At 38.4% G+C, this 15453-nt stretch carries 16 protein-coding genes and 1 pseudogene; 10 read left to right on the top strand and 7 right to left on the bottom strand.

Annotated features, from left to right (window positions below; genetic code table 11):
• The first annotated feature begins 49 nt into the window (after window positions 1-49).
• The 3 genes from EV207_RS10715 to EV207_RS10705 all read left to right on the top strand — a co-directional run bounded on the left by EV207_RS10715 (window position 50) and on the right by EV207_RS10705 (window position 1423).
• Window positions 50-619, top strand: coding sequence for a GNAT family N-acetyltransferase (locus EV207_RS10715; protein ID WP_132746182.1), 570 nt, complete (start codon window positions 50-52; stop codon window positions 617-619).
• A 93-nt stretch (window positions 620-712) separates the two neighbouring features.
• On the top strand, window positions 713-1120 hold the full coding sequence (locus EV207_RS10710; protein WP_207902946.1) for an AbrB/MazE/SpoVT family DNA-binding domain-containing protein: 408 nt from the start codon (window positions 713-715) through the stop codon (window positions 1118-1120).
• A 6-nt stretch (window positions 1121-1126) separates the two neighbouring features.
• Window positions 1127-1423, top strand: a complete 297-nt coding sequence (locus EV207_RS10705) for a type II toxin-antitoxin system RelE/ParE family toxin (RefSeq protein WP_132746156.1) — start codon at window positions 1127-1129, stop codon at window positions 1421-1423.
• A gap of 74 nt (window positions 1424-1497) precedes the next feature.
• Here EV207_RS10705 and EV207_RS10700 read toward each other — a convergent pair whose 3' ends face one another.
• Window positions 1498-1989 (bottom strand): hypothetical protein, encoded by a 492-nt coding sequence (locus tag EV207_RS10700; RefSeq protein ID WP_132746155.1) that lies wholly within the window; start codon window positions 1987-1989, stop codon window positions 1498-1500.
• 62 nt (window positions 1990-2051) lie between these two features.
• Between EV207_RS10700 and EV207_RS10695 the strand changes: the two genes are divergently transcribed.
• Entirely contained in the window at window positions 2052-3239 is a 1188-nt protein-coding gene (locus tag EV207_RS10695; RefSeq protein ID WP_132746154.1) for a M20 family metallopeptidase, read from the top strand.
• A gap of 246 nt (window positions 3240-3485) precedes the next feature.
• On the opposite strand, the gene EV207_RS10690 is transcribed toward EV207_RS10695, so the two are convergent.
• Entirely contained in the window at window positions 3486-3983 is a 498-nt protein-coding gene (locus EV207_RS10690; RefSeq protein WP_132746153.1) for a hypothetical protein, read from the bottom strand.
• Window positions 3984-4551: 568 nt separating this feature from the next.
• Here EV207_RS10690 and EV207_RS10685 point away from each other — a divergent pair.
• A complete protein-coding gene (locus EV207_RS10685; protein ID WP_132746152.1) occupies window positions 4552-4893 on the top strand; it encodes a type II toxin-antitoxin system RelE/ParE family toxin in 342 nt (113 codons plus the stop codon).
• A 53-nt stretch (window positions 4894-4946) separates the two neighbouring features.
• On the opposite strand, the gene EV207_RS23005 is transcribed toward EV207_RS10685, so the two are convergent.
• The 3 genes from EV207_RS23005 to EV207_RS10675 are packed head-to-tail and all read right to left on the bottom strand — an operon-like array spanning window position 4947 to window position 7049.
• Entirely contained in the window at window positions 4947-5123 is a 177-nt protein-coding gene (locus tag EV207_RS23005) for a glycine zipper domain-containing protein (protein WP_165886905.1), read from the bottom strand.
• Between the two features lie 22 nt (window positions 5124-5145).
• Entirely contained in the window at window positions 5146-6309 is a 1164-nt protein-coding gene (locus EV207_RS10680) for an ABC transporter permease (RefSeq protein ID WP_132746151.1), read from the bottom strand.
• Window positions 6306-7049, bottom strand: coding sequence for an ATP-binding cassette domain-containing protein (locus EV207_RS10675; RefSeq protein WP_132746150.1), 744 nt, complete (start codon window positions 7047-7049; stop codon window positions 6306-6308). The genes EV207_RS10680 and EV207_RS10675 overlap by 4 nt, the downstream gene beginning before the upstream one ends.
• A gap of 157 nt (window positions 7050-7206) precedes the next feature.
• Here EV207_RS10675 and EV207_RS10670 point away from each other — a divergent pair, with 157 nt between their 5' ends.
• The 3 genes from EV207_RS10670 to EV207_RS10660 all read left to right on the top strand — a co-directional run bounded on the left by EV207_RS10670 (window position 7207) and on the right by EV207_RS10660 (window position 10056).
• Window positions 7207-7908: a LytR/AlgR family response regulator transcription factor gene (locus tag EV207_RS10670; protein ID WP_132746149.1), complete on the top strand. Its 702-nt coding sequence runs from the start codon at window positions 7207-7209 to the stop codon at window positions 7906-7908.
• Window positions 7909-7920: 12 nt separating this feature from the next.
• The gene (locus EV207_RS10665; protein WP_132746148.1) at window positions 7921-8910 is read left to right on the top strand and encodes a sensor histidine kinase; all 990 of its coding nucleotides are present in this window, start codon (window positions 7921-7923) and stop codon (window positions 8908-8910) included.
• 162 nt (window positions 8911-9072) lie between these two features.
• A complete protein-coding gene (locus EV207_RS10660) occupies window positions 9073-10056 on the top strand; it encodes a proline dehydrogenase family protein (RefSeq protein ID WP_132746147.1) in 984 nt (327 codons plus the stop codon).
• Between the two features lie 61 nt (window positions 10057-10117).
• Here the strand turns inward: EV207_RS10660 and EV207_RS10655 are convergent, their stop codons facing one another.
• Window positions 10118-10711, bottom strand: a complete 594-nt coding sequence (locus tag EV207_RS10655) for a Uma2 family endonuclease (RefSeq protein WP_243647016.1) — start codon at window positions 10709-10711, stop codon at window positions 10118-10120.
• Between the two features lie 121 nt (window positions 10712-10832).
• Between EV207_RS10655 and EV207_RS10650 the strand changes: the two genes are divergently transcribed.
• Window positions 10833-11489: a ribonuclease H family protein gene (locus EV207_RS10650; protein ID WP_132746146.1), complete on the top strand. Its 657-nt coding sequence runs from the start codon at window positions 10833-10835 to the stop codon at window positions 11487-11489.
• Between the two features lie 544 nt (window positions 11490-12033).
• On the opposite strand, the pseudogene EV207_RS10640 reads toward EV207_RS10650, so the two are convergent.
• Window positions 12034-12787: pseudogene (locus EV207_RS10640) on the bottom strand (transposase); the annotation flags it as partial.
• A 208-nt stretch (window positions 12788-12995) separates the two neighbouring features.
• Here EV207_RS10640 and cas3 point away from each other — a divergent pair.
• On the top strand, window positions 12996-15416 hold the full coding sequence (cas3, locus tag EV207_RS10635) for a CRISPR-associated helicase Cas3' (RefSeq protein ID WP_243647015.1): 2421 nt from the start codon (window positions 12996-12998) through the stop codon (window positions 15414-15416).
• Window positions 15417-15453: the final 37 nt, after the last annotated feature.

The raw sequence follows: 15453 nt of genomic DNA, 5'->3' as shown, positions 1-15453 counted from the left end.
AACATTTATGATTTCCGAATCAAATAAGAAAGCGGGTAAAGATGCCAATATGAACGTCGATGCGATTTTTCATGAATTCCCTGTATTAGAGTCAGAGGATCTTATACTAAAAAAAATTGAAGAAAATCACTTTGAAGGGTTATTTGCTATTTATGATAATGAACGGATTTTCGACCACTGCGGAATCAAACCTAAGCATAATAAGGCTACAGTGAAAAAAATGATTGGACATTTTGAGCGTGATTATAATAAAAAGACACGGGTAAAATGGGGGATCTTCACCAAACATGAGAGTGATAAACTCGCGGGTATAATAGAAGCCTTTGAATTTAACCAAAAGGTAAATATGGTGACAGTTGGCTACTATTTGGCGGAATCCCATTGGGGAAGGGGAATTGCAACGGAAGCGGTAAAGCTATTATTACCATTTTTATTTAAGAAAGTAGACATCAATAGAATTCAGGCGGACGTCATGCCGCAAAATAAGAATTCAAAGAGAGTGCTGCTGAAAAATAATTTTACTAAGGAAGGAACATTAAGACAAGCTGCATTATGGTCAGGGAAAGGAATAGTGGATTTAGAAAAATACAGTATTCTAAAGGAAGAGTATGCTAAATAGTAGAACAAAGTTATTTGGTTCGAATTATTTAAAGGTTACCCTTGTAACAAGGAAACAAGGAAATGTGTATCTTTATTTAAAGGAGGGCATACTATGACTTTAACAATGGATAATGTTTTATCAGAAACGAGGCTGAGACAGATGAGATCTGAACCTATTAATGCTAAACAAATTAGCGTCTCTGAAAAAAGGCAAATCACTATTCCAAAACGCTTCTTTGATCAATTAGGAATCGGTGAAGAATTAATTTGCGAATTACGTGGCAATGAAATTGTGTTGCGTAAGGTACCTAAGGAAAGTGACTTTTCAGAAAATGTTTTAAAAGATCTTGTTAAAGAAGGTTATGAAGGAGAACAACTGCTTTCAGAATTCCGAAAACGGAAAGCACAAATACGTCCAACCGTTGAACACTTAATTCGTGAAGCTGACCAAGCTGCTGGGCAATTTACAGGAACGGATGACAAAGAAACGAAAGTCCTTTTCGGCGATGTTATGGAGTGATGGTTGATGTTACCTGTCCTGTATTTAAATCCAGCCAAGCAATATTTTAAAAAGCTAAAGGAAAAACCATTAAAGAAAGAATTCTTTGAAGCCATTGAAGATATCCGGCAACATCCCTATATTGGTGAACTAAAGACAGGGGATCTGGCCGGCATTTATTGTTATGACGTAAGGTATCAAGGTACAAATTATGAATTAGCCTATCGAATTTCGGAAAATGACAACGGGGAACTTGTTGTTAGAATTATGGCCGGGACTCGTGAAACTTTTTATCAAGAATTAAAGCGATTTTTGAGATCGTAATTCAGAATAAACTGCTGTCTTTATATAAAGAGGAAGTACCTTGACTAAAATCACATAATTGTGCCGCGCTCGACCTATTCATCTAGAAGCTTCATGTTTCCTTTTACATTCTTAGACACAGCACATAGCGCATCGATTGCATTGGCTTTATGATGAGCGAGCTGGGTAACAATATCACTGAAAAGCAAATCCATCTCTTGCAAAATATTTAACGCTACCTGATTATACAGGTAAACATTGTGGTAATCTGATTTTTGGAATACGGCATTATCAAAGTATGGTTTGAAGTTTGTTAATAATGTCGGATAATCTGTTATAAGGCTTCCTACAGCTTTTCTAATACTTTCAACATTAGCGGCAATCTCATCGAGAGGATCCAAGGCATTATTGACAAGGCTTTTAATTTTGTCGTCAAAGCCGGTAAACTTGCTTATCAGCGAGCCTACTAAATTTCCGTGAAAAGCGACTTTGGTTGCACCTTTAATTGTAGCAGACAGGAGTTCCAGTCCGTTTTCGATAGTAAAAAGCAGGATTTCCAATCGATTTAATAATGGCAGTAAGTCCATTTATTAAGATTGTCAATGACCATTAAGGGTATACTTATAGCGGAAAGTAAGGGGGCATTTAGATGTTTTTGACTGACATAATGAAAAAGTTAGATGAGAAAAAGGATCGCATCATTGAGATACGGCGCCATCTTCATGCGCATCCAGAGCTCTCTTTTCATGAGGAACAAACGGCTGCTTACATCGCAGACTTTTATAAAGAGGTACCTGTTGACTCTGTTGAAAGGAATTTTGGCGGCGGCAACGGGGTTGTTGTAACGATTAAAGGGGCTAAGCCAGGCAAAACCATTGCGATCCGCGCGGATTTTGACGCCTTGCCAATAACAGAAGAGACCGGACTGCCATTTGCTTCGGAAAGCAAAGGAGTCATGCATGCCTGTGGACACGATGGCCATACGGCCTACATGTTGATTTTGGCGCAATCCATGGCCGAGTTAAAAGATCAGTTAGCTGGAATTATCAAAGTCATTCATCAACCAGCTGAAGAAACACCTCCAGGTGGGGCTATTGGGATGATTAAAGCGGGTGTATTAGATGGGGTGGATGCGATTTTTGGCATTCATGTGATGTCCCCTATGGAAACAGGTAAAATCTATTACAGAAGCGGCAACACGCAAACGGGCAGATCTTATTTTAAACTGCATATTCAAGGTAAAGGCGGGCACGGCTCATCACCTCACATGGCAAATGACGCCATCGTTGCGGCCAGCTCCTTTGTCATGAATTGCCAAACCATTGTGAGCCGCCGAATTAACCCTTTTGACACAGCTTCAATCACAATCGGTTCATTTGATGGAAAAGGATCTTTTAATGTTATCAAGGATGCCGTAACGCTTGAAGGTGATGTAAGGACGATGTCAAAAGAGTCACGCCAAAAGGTAGAAGAGCAAGTACGGCAATTTGCCGAAGGATTAGAAGTATCATACGGCGTTAAAGTGACTCTTGATTATACCAATGACTATCCCGTTCTTTACAATGATCCAGAGGTAACAGAGCAGGTGCACCAAGCTTTGGAAAAAGCCTCTATTCCAGAGGTGGATGCTGTGTTAGAGACTGAGCCGCAACCCCCTTCCGAAGACTTTGCATATTACCTTAAGCAAGTACCCGGGTGTTTCTTCTATGTCGGTGCTATGCCAGAGTCAAGAGAATGGTATCCGCACCATCACCCTAAGTTCGATATAAACGAAAAAAGTCTCATTATATGTGCAAAAGCCATGGCAGCTGTCGTCGCAGCTTATTGCACTTCTTAGAAAGAGTACTAATACCCGCGCCATAAAATTGGGGTGTCTGGCACTTTTTGTTTAGAAAAATAGACCCGAGTGAAAAAACCTTACTTGAGATATGATTAAGTAGCGTTAGTTATTTCATTCCTTGATATGGCATTCATGGGGAATTCCTCTGGTAAAAGGTGAGATGAAGGACAAAAGTCGGCAAATAAGTGAGGGAAATGTCCTTCATAGGGGAAGTGAACGCCAAAAAGTCATGCTTGTCCAACATTAAACCTCGTCTTTTTGAGTGATAAAGGTATAAAGCCAATACGTCACACCTATGGTGAAAACGTATATGGGAAAGGAATAATAGAGATTATATCCGTTTTTGTAATGAAAAACACCCAAAAGCGTGGCCAGCGTTTCAAATCCGGTCGAGAATACGGACCATATTAGAATATATGTAACAAGGAGTATTCCATGTAATTGAAATCGATCTTGGATATAAATGAGAAGATAAGCAAACGGTCCATACATAAAATAAGTCATAAAATCCATAAATGAATACTTAGAGTCATCGTTAATATCAAACAAATCAAATAGATGGGATCCTATTGTGTCGTCATAAACTACACCGTTTGTAATTCCAACCAAGTATAAAATAGCGGAAATTTCAAAAGGAAACCTTCTGGGTAATAAGAAAATAAGCAGGTTTAAGATAATGATAACAATGATAATGAACCATTCATTTTCATTGAATGTATTGTCATAATAAACGATCCCCATTTTGCTCATTTCTCCTTCTTGACAACGCCATCTTTCTAAATAATAAGACTGATACACAGCCCAAACTAAAAAGAATGATATAATACATCAGAGAATATAGGCTATTCCATTGTTTCCATGTGAATAATTCTAAACTTTTACAAATTGCCTCCATGGCATACAAGGCTCCTATTGTTGCCAGGAAAACAATGATTTTATAATAAATGGATATTGAACGAAAAAAATAATGAATGCCAAATAAAATAAAAAAGGGAACTAATATATTTCTGTATAATAAAAAAGATACATATTTGGACAGGCTTGTTGTTAAGTTTATTTTATTCAGATTATCCTCTGCTAAGGTGAAGAAGTTGATGTTGAGATTCATCATCAATATGCAAATGAATACATTTATTTTCCTATCGAGTTTTTCACGTAATGTAACGAAATAAGCAACGAAAAAGATCGTAAAGCTTATGAAGATGGAAACTTCCATGTTCTTCACCTTTTCTAATTTAAGTATCACCACTATTTTAGCCTTACAGCAATGAACTATACTTAACACCGCAATAAAGGAGACCAAGAAAACATGAATCTTTTTAATTTTGAAGAGTATGTTGATGAGGTGATTTTGGAACGGGGATGGGTATATTTGCATTTGGCGCAAAAAGATTTGCAGGATATCACTGCTTATATTGCCGAAACTTTAAAGGCGCCAAAGGCTGCAATGGATCTGATTGATGCTCTGGATAATTCAATAAAATGGCTTCAAGAATATCCATATTCTTGTAAGTTATATAGGGCAATTGAATCAATTGAGACAGAATATAGAATCATGACTATAAAAAACTACCTCGTGTTCTATGTGGTAACCGAACATGAGGTAGAAATACATAGAATCATATATGCAAAGATGGATGGATCTTGCTGAAATTATTAAATAAAAAAGGCTATCTATGCATGCTCTTAGAATAACACGGATGGCTATTTCTTCTTTTTCATAGACGCGCCAATTCCAATCCCCATCGCCATGCCAACTCCCATCCCTAAGGCAAGGTCATCGATTAGTAAACCGAAAACTGCCCCAAACACAACCCCTACAGCCATTCCACTCGTCATTTTATTAGTTTTATTACCATCACACACAAACAACTTCTTCATCAAAGCCGCCTCCTTCCTTCACTCATTTACTTAAAATCCATTTATCCTTTAAGAAAAGAATTCTAGATAGAAGCAGGGCAATAATGACACACAATCCAGTTGTGCCAAAGGTGATCAACATGTGGGGTATATCCACAATGCCGTACAGCATTTCCTTTATCAGGGCATATAGGTTAACAACAGGAGTCATAAAGTAGGTGATTGATAACTCGTTAACTCCTACACTGCTAAGAAATAAAACTGGCAGGACGGGCAGGATCATAATAGGTGAACTATAACTCTGAGTTTCCTTCACAGACTTGGCAATGATGCTGATGACCATCAGCACAGCTCCTATAAGCAGTGCGAAAAGGGTAATCATGATGATGGACGCCCCTATAATGACGGGTATTTGATCATTATTATTAAAGGCTAGCTTCAAGAATTCTGTCAGAAACATAATCTCGACAACTGTGACAGCAACGGCAATGAAGCCAGAGATCACGCCCATTGTTGAAATAGCTAACCACTTGGCAGTCAGTATTTTCCCTCTGCTTACCGGAGACATCAATAAGGCTTCCATCGTTTGGCGTTCCTTTTCACCGGCAAACATGTCAGAAGCTGCAGGCAAACCGCCAATCGCGATAGATAATGCGATCATCATTGGCAAGAAAATGGACAGCGCTGTGATCGATGCTGCATTCCCTTTATTACTCGAGAGCTCTTCCTTATTAATTTGAATTGGATTGAGCACATCCTTATCGATGTCCTTAGAAGAAAGCTTTTGAGCGACGATCTCTTCCTTATATCTCTCCAAATCACTTGTTAGTTGGGTCATAGCGGCCGACGCATCCTGACTTAGAGAGTCACCGTAAATGGTGGCAGTAAGCTTCTTATTACCATGGTCTAATCCGTTCAGCGAGCCATCGAATATTAGGGCTGCCTTCGCATGTCCTTGATTGACAGCTTCTTTTGGATCAGGAAAAACTGTAAAGTGCAATTGGTCACTGAAAATCTTTGATTCTTGTTTATCTAAAGCCGCCGGGACGGCAATGGTGTAGCTTTCATGCGTATTTGGGACAAGCAAACTTTCATAGAAAAATACGAGACCAGACAACATCAAAATCGGCAAAAAGGCAGTCAAAAGCAACGTTCTGCGATCTCTTAGCGCATCCGTCATTTCTTTTTTATACATTTTCCAGATCATAGGCTGACACCTCTTGCTAGCTTTGACATAAAAATAAAATTAAGATCTTTTGAGTTCTCCTCATCATATAATTGTTCAAGATCCCCTTGATATACAACCTGGCCTTTATGGATCATCATCACCGAATCACAGAGCATTTGGATCTCTTCCATAATATGACTGGAAAAAATGATCGTTTTCCCTTGTCTCTTCAGCTGGTGAATGAATTGGCGGAAGACATTCGATGATGTGATATCAAGCCCTGTCGTTGGTTCATCAAGTAAAATAATATCAGGATCATGAATCACCGTCCGGGCAATCGCTACCTTTTGCCTCATTCCTTTAGAATACCCGCCAATTTTCCGATTAAGGTAATCTTTCATCCCGAATTTGACCGCCAGATCATCGATTGCTACCTTCGTCTCATGCCTGCTCATGCCGTAAAGCATAGCAAAGTACTCAAGGTTTTCCTTTCCCGTCAAACGATCATATAATCCTGTTTCGCCGCCAAACAGCACACCTATTTTTCGTTTGATTTGCTTCGCTTCCTTAATCGTTGAATAGCCGGCAACATGAACGTCCCCTTCGGTTGGCTGCAAAAGCGTTGCGATGATCCTAAGCAAAGTTGTTTTACCTGCGCCATTCTCACCCAACAAGCCGGCAACTTCGCCTTCACTGACCATAAAATCGACGTGGTTCAAAGCAGTGACGGAACGCTTTTTATCACGAAACTTTTTTGTGACATTCCTCACTTCAATCATGATTTCACCTCTTTAGTTATCATCATCTTCATTATAGAAAGAAACACGGTGAAGCGCTTTACTTATGTCGTGAAAAAGCCTTTTATTGTCGTGATTAATCCAAAAGATATTCTAAAAGGTGTTACAATAAGATAAGAATTCCCCGAGGTGAAGCTCTATGATCAAGGTTGGCATTCTGGATGATCGTCCCATTGATTTAGAAAAAATGGTCAGTATTGCAAAGCAAAGAGAGGATACCACTATCCTATTTGCCGTTCAATCTGCTGAAGAAGCCTACGACTGCATAAAAAAAGAGGATATCGATCTGTTGATTGCTGATATTGAAATGCCTGGTCTTTCCGGCTACGAACTCGCAGATATCATCCATACCAATGCGATGGAAATTGGCATAATTTTTGTAACAGCCAACAGCGGTTATGCGGTCCATGCTTTTGAGTTGAACGTTCACGACTACATCATGAAGCCTTACCCAAAAGAACGTTTGCTGACTTCAATCGATCGCTACACGGCAAAACGCCAATCATCCGAAATGAAAGGCCGGCTCTTTATTAAGCAGAAATCGGAAATCCATGTGATTCAAAAGCAGGACATCATCTTTATTGAACGCACAGGAAGGTCGACGACAATTCATACGAAATCGGAAACGATTACTGCTTATCAGCCTTTAAACGATCTTGAGGGGGAACTAAGGGAACGGGATTTTATCCGCTCTCACCGCTCTTTTATCATTAACATTCATTTTGTAAAGAACTTTTCACTTTATGCAAAAAACAGTTATACAGTCAGTTTTGAAGGCACAAACAAGAAAGCTATCATAACGAAGGATAAGCTTGAGTATATTCAAGATTATTATTTTTAAGTGGTGGTCATATTGAATCTAAGGAATTGGATACACCTTATTATTTTATCCATATGCTTCGCTGTTCATCTCTTCTTTTTTATCAATCTATTCATCCATTTGCCTTGGCCGATTCTGCTAGTGTGTATAGTGATGACTGGCGCGGCTTTATGCTGTTATAAATTCCTGAAGATTTGTAATACAACATTACATCGTTTATTGACCATCACACAGATGCTCCTTCCAGTTGCCTATATTTGCAATCATGGCTGGCTCCAGGTCATTTTGCTCATAATCATATCGATAATAATTGAAATGATGCGGTCTTTAAATTGTAAGGGAATGGCGGTTCATTCCAGAGAAATTAAGCATCTAGAAAAGGCCCTGGAATCCGCCAACCTAACCTTTCTCGATCTGCGCCTTGAACGGCATGATTATATGAAGCATATTACGAGTCTGCAATTCCTCTTGGAAAAAGGGGCATACAAAGACAGCATCGCATATATGAAAAGGCTCATCGGTTCTTACGAGGATACACATGAAGCCATTAAAGGGGAAGAAAGCGCCGTCGGGGCTATTCTCTATCAATCAAAGAAACTGGCAAAATTAAAAAAAGTGCAAGTCACTTATAATCTAGATGCGGCATTGTCATCCTTACCGCTCTCACTCAAAGAGAAAACGGCATTTCTCGAGAACATTTTGGGTAACGCAATTGACGCAGCTGCCAGCTTTCAGAAGGAAAAGGGAGAGAAAGCCTCAGTCACCGTTGAATGCGTGCAGAAACAGGGGTTTTTTGTTCTTATTTGTAAAAACGATACATTGCCGATTCCAAATAGCGTACTAGATCATTTATTTCAAAAGCAAGGCCTGACAACCAAAAACGGCACTCATGAAGGATTAGGGACAACAATCATCCGTCGAATTGTAGACCAGCATATCGGTTATTTAGAGTTCAAATATAAAAAGGAAACATTCACATTGAAAATAAAACTGCCGGCAATTGTGGGTTCAGAAGAGGGTTAAAAAAGATCATAAAAGAAGGGGAATTCTGGTTCAGACATGTGGCAAAAGGCATAATTATTACTGTTTCCAACATTTTTCGGCAAAAAAATTTTCCCATAATGATAGCGTTACCAAAAAGCAGTGGTATAATTAATATGTAAATTATAATAGGGAGAAATTGCTATGTTGAAAGATCTTTTTATTGGACTATCTCAGAACCAACTTCTTAATAAGGCAGCACAAAAGTATGGGCTGAAATTAGGTGCCCAAACTGTCGTAGCAGGAACAAACATTGAAGAAACGATAAAAAGTATTCGAGAGCTTAACGCTCACGGCATCGCGTGTACGATTGATAATTTGGGAGAATTCGTCTATAAGAAGGAAGAAGCGACTGAGGCGAAGGAAAAAATTATTGAAGTCATTGAAGCGATTCATGACAATCATGTAGATGCGCATATCTCTTTAAAACCAACGCAATTAGGACTCGACATTGATTATGATTTTTGCTTCAACAACTTAGAAGAAATCGTGGAAAGGGCAAATCGATATGATATCTTTATCAATATCGATATGGAAGATCATAATCATTTGCAACCTTCTTTTGATATTCTTGATGACCTGTCCAAGCGTTATGACAATGTTGGAACGGTGATTCAGGCTTATTTCTTTAATTCAGAAGAAAACATTAAGAAATATAAAGATTTTCGTCTGCGAATCGTAAAAGGTGCATACAAGGAACCGGCGGAGGTTGCTTACCAAACGAAGAAAGATATCGATGCTAACTTTATTAAACTCATCGAATGGCATCTATTAAATGGCAAATTTGCGTCAATCGCAACACACGATCATCACATTATCAACCATGTGAAGAGGTTCGTAAAAGAGAGCAACATTCCGAATGATAAGTTCGAGTTCCAAATGCTTTACGGGTTTAGAAAAGACTTGCAATTGCAATTAGCAAGTGAAGGCTATAATTTCTGCACATACGTGCCGTTCGGGAAAGACTGGTACGGTTACTTCATGCGCCGTCTTGCCGAAAGACCGCAAAACCTTAATCTTGTTGTCAAGCAGGCTTTTAACAAGAAGACTAATACAATGATTGGTTTGGCGGCCGGAGCCTTTTTGTTAGGCAGAATGACCAAAAGGAAAAACAAGGGCAATAAGTAAAATTGCAAAATAGATAAAAGCACCCGCATATAAATGCAGGTGCTTATTTAATGCAGCAAGGTTATATTTCTTCACGGTTTGGGAATACACCGCCTAGGTCTATGGTAAATTCCTCAAATATATGAACTGGTATATGCTGCTCTCTATTATATACATTATGGAGTTGTAATAAGCGTTTCTTCAAAAGGTATACTTCAGCAATCTGATTGGCAGGGTCAATAATCCAATATTCTTTCACACCCGACTGCTGGTAAGCAAGTCTCTTGTCCATACGATCAATTTTTGCCGATGATGGAGATATAATTTCAACAACCAAATCGGGCGCACCCAAAATTTTGCTTCTCCGAATTTTGTTAGGATCACAAACAACAATTAAGTCGGGTATAACCCAGTTTCTAACGTTTTCATCAATCCATTTTTCATGTGAATCCTCAAAAAGATAAATGTCAATCGGAGCAGCAAATACTTTACACGTTTTACCCCTTAAATAGGTCCCAATGTCGATTGATAATTGCATGGATATGTCCTGATGTTCGGGAAGTGGCGAAGGAGCCATGCTTATAACCTTACCATCCAAGACTTCACACCGTTCATCTTCCCATGTGGCATATTCTTTGTACGTCATTATTTTTTTGTTGTCATCTGCTACGCCCATATTCTCACTTCCCTCCTAATGCATTTATTTAATCCTTATTATCTAAATTATACAACATTCACTATATATAATCTTTAACAACAATAGGGCATAATGAATTATAGAATGAGGTGGTCTTATTATGGATCTGAGAATCGAAATAACCTACAAAACACCAAAAGGAATTGAAACAACATTAAGTTCAGAGGAGATGGAAGAGGGAAAGGCCCTTATGATTGCAGAGGATCTGGAAAGAACCGGGCGGACGAAGAATTTAACGTTTATTGATAGTGATGCCCATACTTGGACTATTAAGGAATTAAAGAAATATATGAAGGGCATCCAGACTGAACCGCATCATATCACCGTATATTTTGATGGCGGGTTTGACCGGGAAACGAGAAAGTCGGGATTAGGGATTGCGATTTATTATGAACAGAACGGTAAATCATATCGGCTGCGAAAAAATGCTTTAGTCGACGAGCTTGGCACAAATAACGAAGCGGAATACGCCGCTCTTCATCTCGCTTTGAAAGAATTAGAACTCCTGGGGGTTCGGCATTTGCCTGCTAAATTCGTTGGTGATTCCCAGGTTGTCATCAATCAGTTAAGCGGCGAATGGCCATGTTATGAACAGGAATTAAATAAATGGGCCGATCGGATTGAAAATAAGCTAGAGCAGTTAGACGTTAAACCGGATTATGAATTCGTTTCAAGAAAAGGCAATAAGGAAGCGGATCATTTGGCAACCCAAGCTTTAAAAGAAATTGAAGTGGAGGGTACGGTGGAGATAAGTTAAATGGGTTAATTAAAAATAAGGAGTGTTTAAAATAGGTTTAATATCCAATGCTTAGCCAATAAGACGGTGTATGTGGATAAAATTCAATATCATCGAAAATTAATTTATTTCATTGGTTGTTTTCTGTTTGTATATCTTTTTAACTTCGGATTGATTACCGCAAGTATTTGGCTATATATAAACCCGATTTTTTCATACCTGCTAGGGAAAATGAGGTTTAAGTCTAAAACTATACTTTTCGTTTCTCCTTTAGGATAGGGATGGCGAATTTCACTGCGATGAAGGAATAAAATAATTAAGCTCTGCGAGAACACCTGTTTTTGGGCATACTATCCCCTTGGTGCCTAAAATAAATTTAAAAACTCTTTCCTAAAAGATTGTTGTCTATTTGTTTTCCGCAGTTTAGGTATGACATTGGCAGGTGATTTCCGCTCCTGGCACTCGCTTTCCGCGGGCGGTCCGTGAGCCTCCTCGTCGCTATCGCTCCTGCGGGGTCTCACTTGGACGCGCTTTTCCCGCAGGAGTCTCGTGCCATACGCTCCAATCACTCTAACCTTAACGTTTGGATTCGCTGAAGGACATCCCAAAAGAATGCTTGATAGACGAAACTCGAAGATAATTTGAAGTACAGGGATCGCCCTGATTTCACTAGTTTACTGGCAACTTTAATGATCTTTGTTCGTATTGTTTGGATTTGCATATTCTTTTGCCCTTCTGGAAAACAAAGTGTGCGTAACCAGTTTGTTAAGTTGTATGCCAGTAGGCTTAACATCATCCTTACCTCATTGACTTGGAAGGAGTGGCTACACATTTTATCAAGGTTAAAACCATTTTTGGCTTCCTTGATGAAATTTTCCATTGTCCCTCTCTTTTGGTAAGAGCGAACGATAACTTTTGGAGAAAAAGCATCAATCAAGTTTGTCACAAAAAAAGAATGGGTGAAAAACAATTCGCCAGCTGGGCGAACCGATTGGACAATCACCTTTCGTGGTTTAGTCCATGACTTGGCTTGATATTCAATCTCTTCATAATAAATTTCCGCCTTTGATACATCGGACGGCATCGAGATTGGAAGTATAGACATTACCCGGACCCCAGCTGAGCCTTTAGAAAATCACCAGTCATGCCATCAAAGGCAACGAGTGGGTGAAAACCAACTGTGCAATAATGGCTGTTGTAAGTGGCATCTTCTTGTTCACCGTATGCATCGGCATGAGTGGAGTCCAAATCAAAGATGAGTGTTTTGGCGCCCTATATTGATGGACTCTATCTAATAGTTCTGGGTTGGATTGATTCAAAGGTAAGTGAAGATAGCCAAGACGCACTGCATTTCAACATCAATAAGTTCTAAAATATGGATACATCTTTCCAGTGCCTTAATTCGCTATTTTTGGCTTCACATCTCCATCAAGCTAAATCGTATATGGAAATAGAAATAGGCAAAACTTCACAATTTTATGTCATATTATGTTATAATTTAAAAAACTATTCTGTTAAATGAAGAAGGTGGGGGAAATTTCGGATTATATTGCTCATATCCGACAATCAGACGGGAAAATTCAATCAGTTCATGAGCACTTAATCGGTGTAAAAGGATTAGCAGCTCGGTTCGGAAGTAAGATTGAAGTAGAACATATCGCGGGTTTGGCAGGTTTACTCCACGACTTAGGAAAATATAGTGAGGGATTTAGGAGTTACATATTAGAAGCGGTAGGAAATCCAGATCATCCCCCCAAAAAAGGGAGTGTGGATCATTCTACTGCTGGTGGAAAGTTGTTATATGATGAGTTTCATTTAAACAATCATTCTGTTCCTGAAAGAATGATTGCCGAGATGGTGGGGAATGTGATCATCTCACACCATATGGGATTACAAGACTTTTTAACATCTGACATGGAATCGGATTATTTAAAAAGAGTAAGGGAAAAGAGAATTGAAGATTTCTTAGAAGTAAAAAAAGCATTTTATCAAACCTCTGTTAGTAAAGAAGATCTTAAGGATTATATAAGCAAAAGTGAAAATGAATTTGTTGCATTTTTGAAGCAAAATATTACTGGTAGCCGAATGGACAAATTACAGCTGACCTTAATGTTTTTAACAAAATATATTTTTAGTTGTTTGATCGATGCTGATCGCACGGATACAAGATGTTTTGAAGAAGGTACTTTCCCTTGTGTAACGACGGAAAGCAGAAAATTGTTTGAAGGCTATTATAAAAAATTAACAGAGTATTTGAATAAAATAAATGAAGATGGACATTCAAAGACAGCCATTAATATACTCCGTGAGAAGATGTCCAAAGAATGTGATGACTTTGCTCAGTATCCTTCAGGCATATATACGTTATCCATACCGACAGGAGGGGGTAAAACACTAGCAAGTTTACGTTACGCCTTAAAACATGCTATCAAACACAAGAAAGACCGCATCATTTATGTCGTACCGTATACCACAATAATTGAGCAAAATGCTGAAGATGTAAAACGTATTCTGAATGATCACGAGAACATTATTGAGCACCATTCTAACGTTATTGAACATGATGATTATGATAATAACCGATATGGTAGGGATAAGGCTTTAAAGCTTGCAAAGGACAATTGGGATGCGCCTATCATTTTTACGACAATGGTCCAATTTTTAAACACTTTTTATTCCAGCGGTACTAGAAATGTAAGAAGGTTACATAATTTAAGTCACGCTGTTATCGTCTTTGATGAAGTCCAATCGGTACCAATAAAATGTATTTCATTGTTTAATGAAGCATTGAACTTCTTAAAAAATGTTTGTCATTCAAGTATTCTATTGTGCACGGCGACACAACCGGCTTTGGATTTTGTTGAAAAAAGCATTGATTCAATTGATGGGGAAATCATACAAGATTTAGATCAAGTAGTGGATGCCTTTAAAAGAGTAGAAATCATTGATAAAACATCGAATCATGGTTGGAACACAGAAGACTTATCGCGTTTTGTTTTTGAACAGGTCAATGATTTATCAAATGTATTAGTTATTTTAAATACAAAAACGGTTGTGCGAAAGTTATTCAATCAACTAAAAGAAAATAATCCTGACCTTCTTATCTATCATCTTAGTACCTCAATGTGTGCTGCTCATCGTAAAGACATCTTAAGTGATGTGAGAGAGGCATTAGACAAGGGAGAAAGAGTTGTTTGCCTGAGTACCCAATTGATCGAAGCAGGCGTTGACGTCAGCTTTAATTGCGTTGTTCGATCGTTAGCGGGATTAGATTCGATTGCCCAAGCGGCAGGCAGGTGCAATCGGCACGGAGAACACGCCATTCGAAATGTGTATATCATTAATCATAATGAAGAGAATCTGGATTACCTTAAGACAATCAAAATAGGGGCAGGCATAACACATAAAATTCTATTAGATCGAAAAAGCGGCCATGGAATAAATGATATCCTCTCTCCAAAAGCTTTGGAATTATATTTTCAAAATTACTACCATGAATTGAAATCTGAATTGGATTACCATGTTCCAGCTTTAAAGAATACCCTTTATGAACTGCTTAACAGCAATGAAATATATAAGTGTGGTTATAAACATAAAACCGGTAAACCGTTCCCCTTATTATTACACACAAGTATAAAAACAGCGGCCAAGTATTTCAATGTGATTGATAACAACACAACATCCCTTTTGGTCCCTTATAAAGAGGGGGCAGATATCATTGCCGAATTCAATGAAGACCTTTCAATTCAGGATTTTTCTGTCCTTCTAAAGCAATCCCAGCAGTATACGGTTAACATCTATGAGCGTGAACTAAATGAATTAAGCAAAAACAACAATATTGTTTATTTACGAGATGGCAAGATTCTAGTATTAAGGGAAAATGCCTATGATCTGGACTTTGGTGTAAATATCGAAGGGGATGGAAAAATGGAGACACATTTTATTTGAGTTTTATGAAAAAATAACTACGAGAAAAGGGTGAAAG

This window comes from Scopulibacillus darangshiensis, assembly GCF_004341035.1.
Lineage (GTDB): Bacteria > Bacillota > Bacilli > Bacillales > Sporolactobacillaceae > Scopulibacillus > Scopulibacillus darangshiensis.
This window is presented reverse-complemented; position numbering and strand designations above follow the sequence as displayed.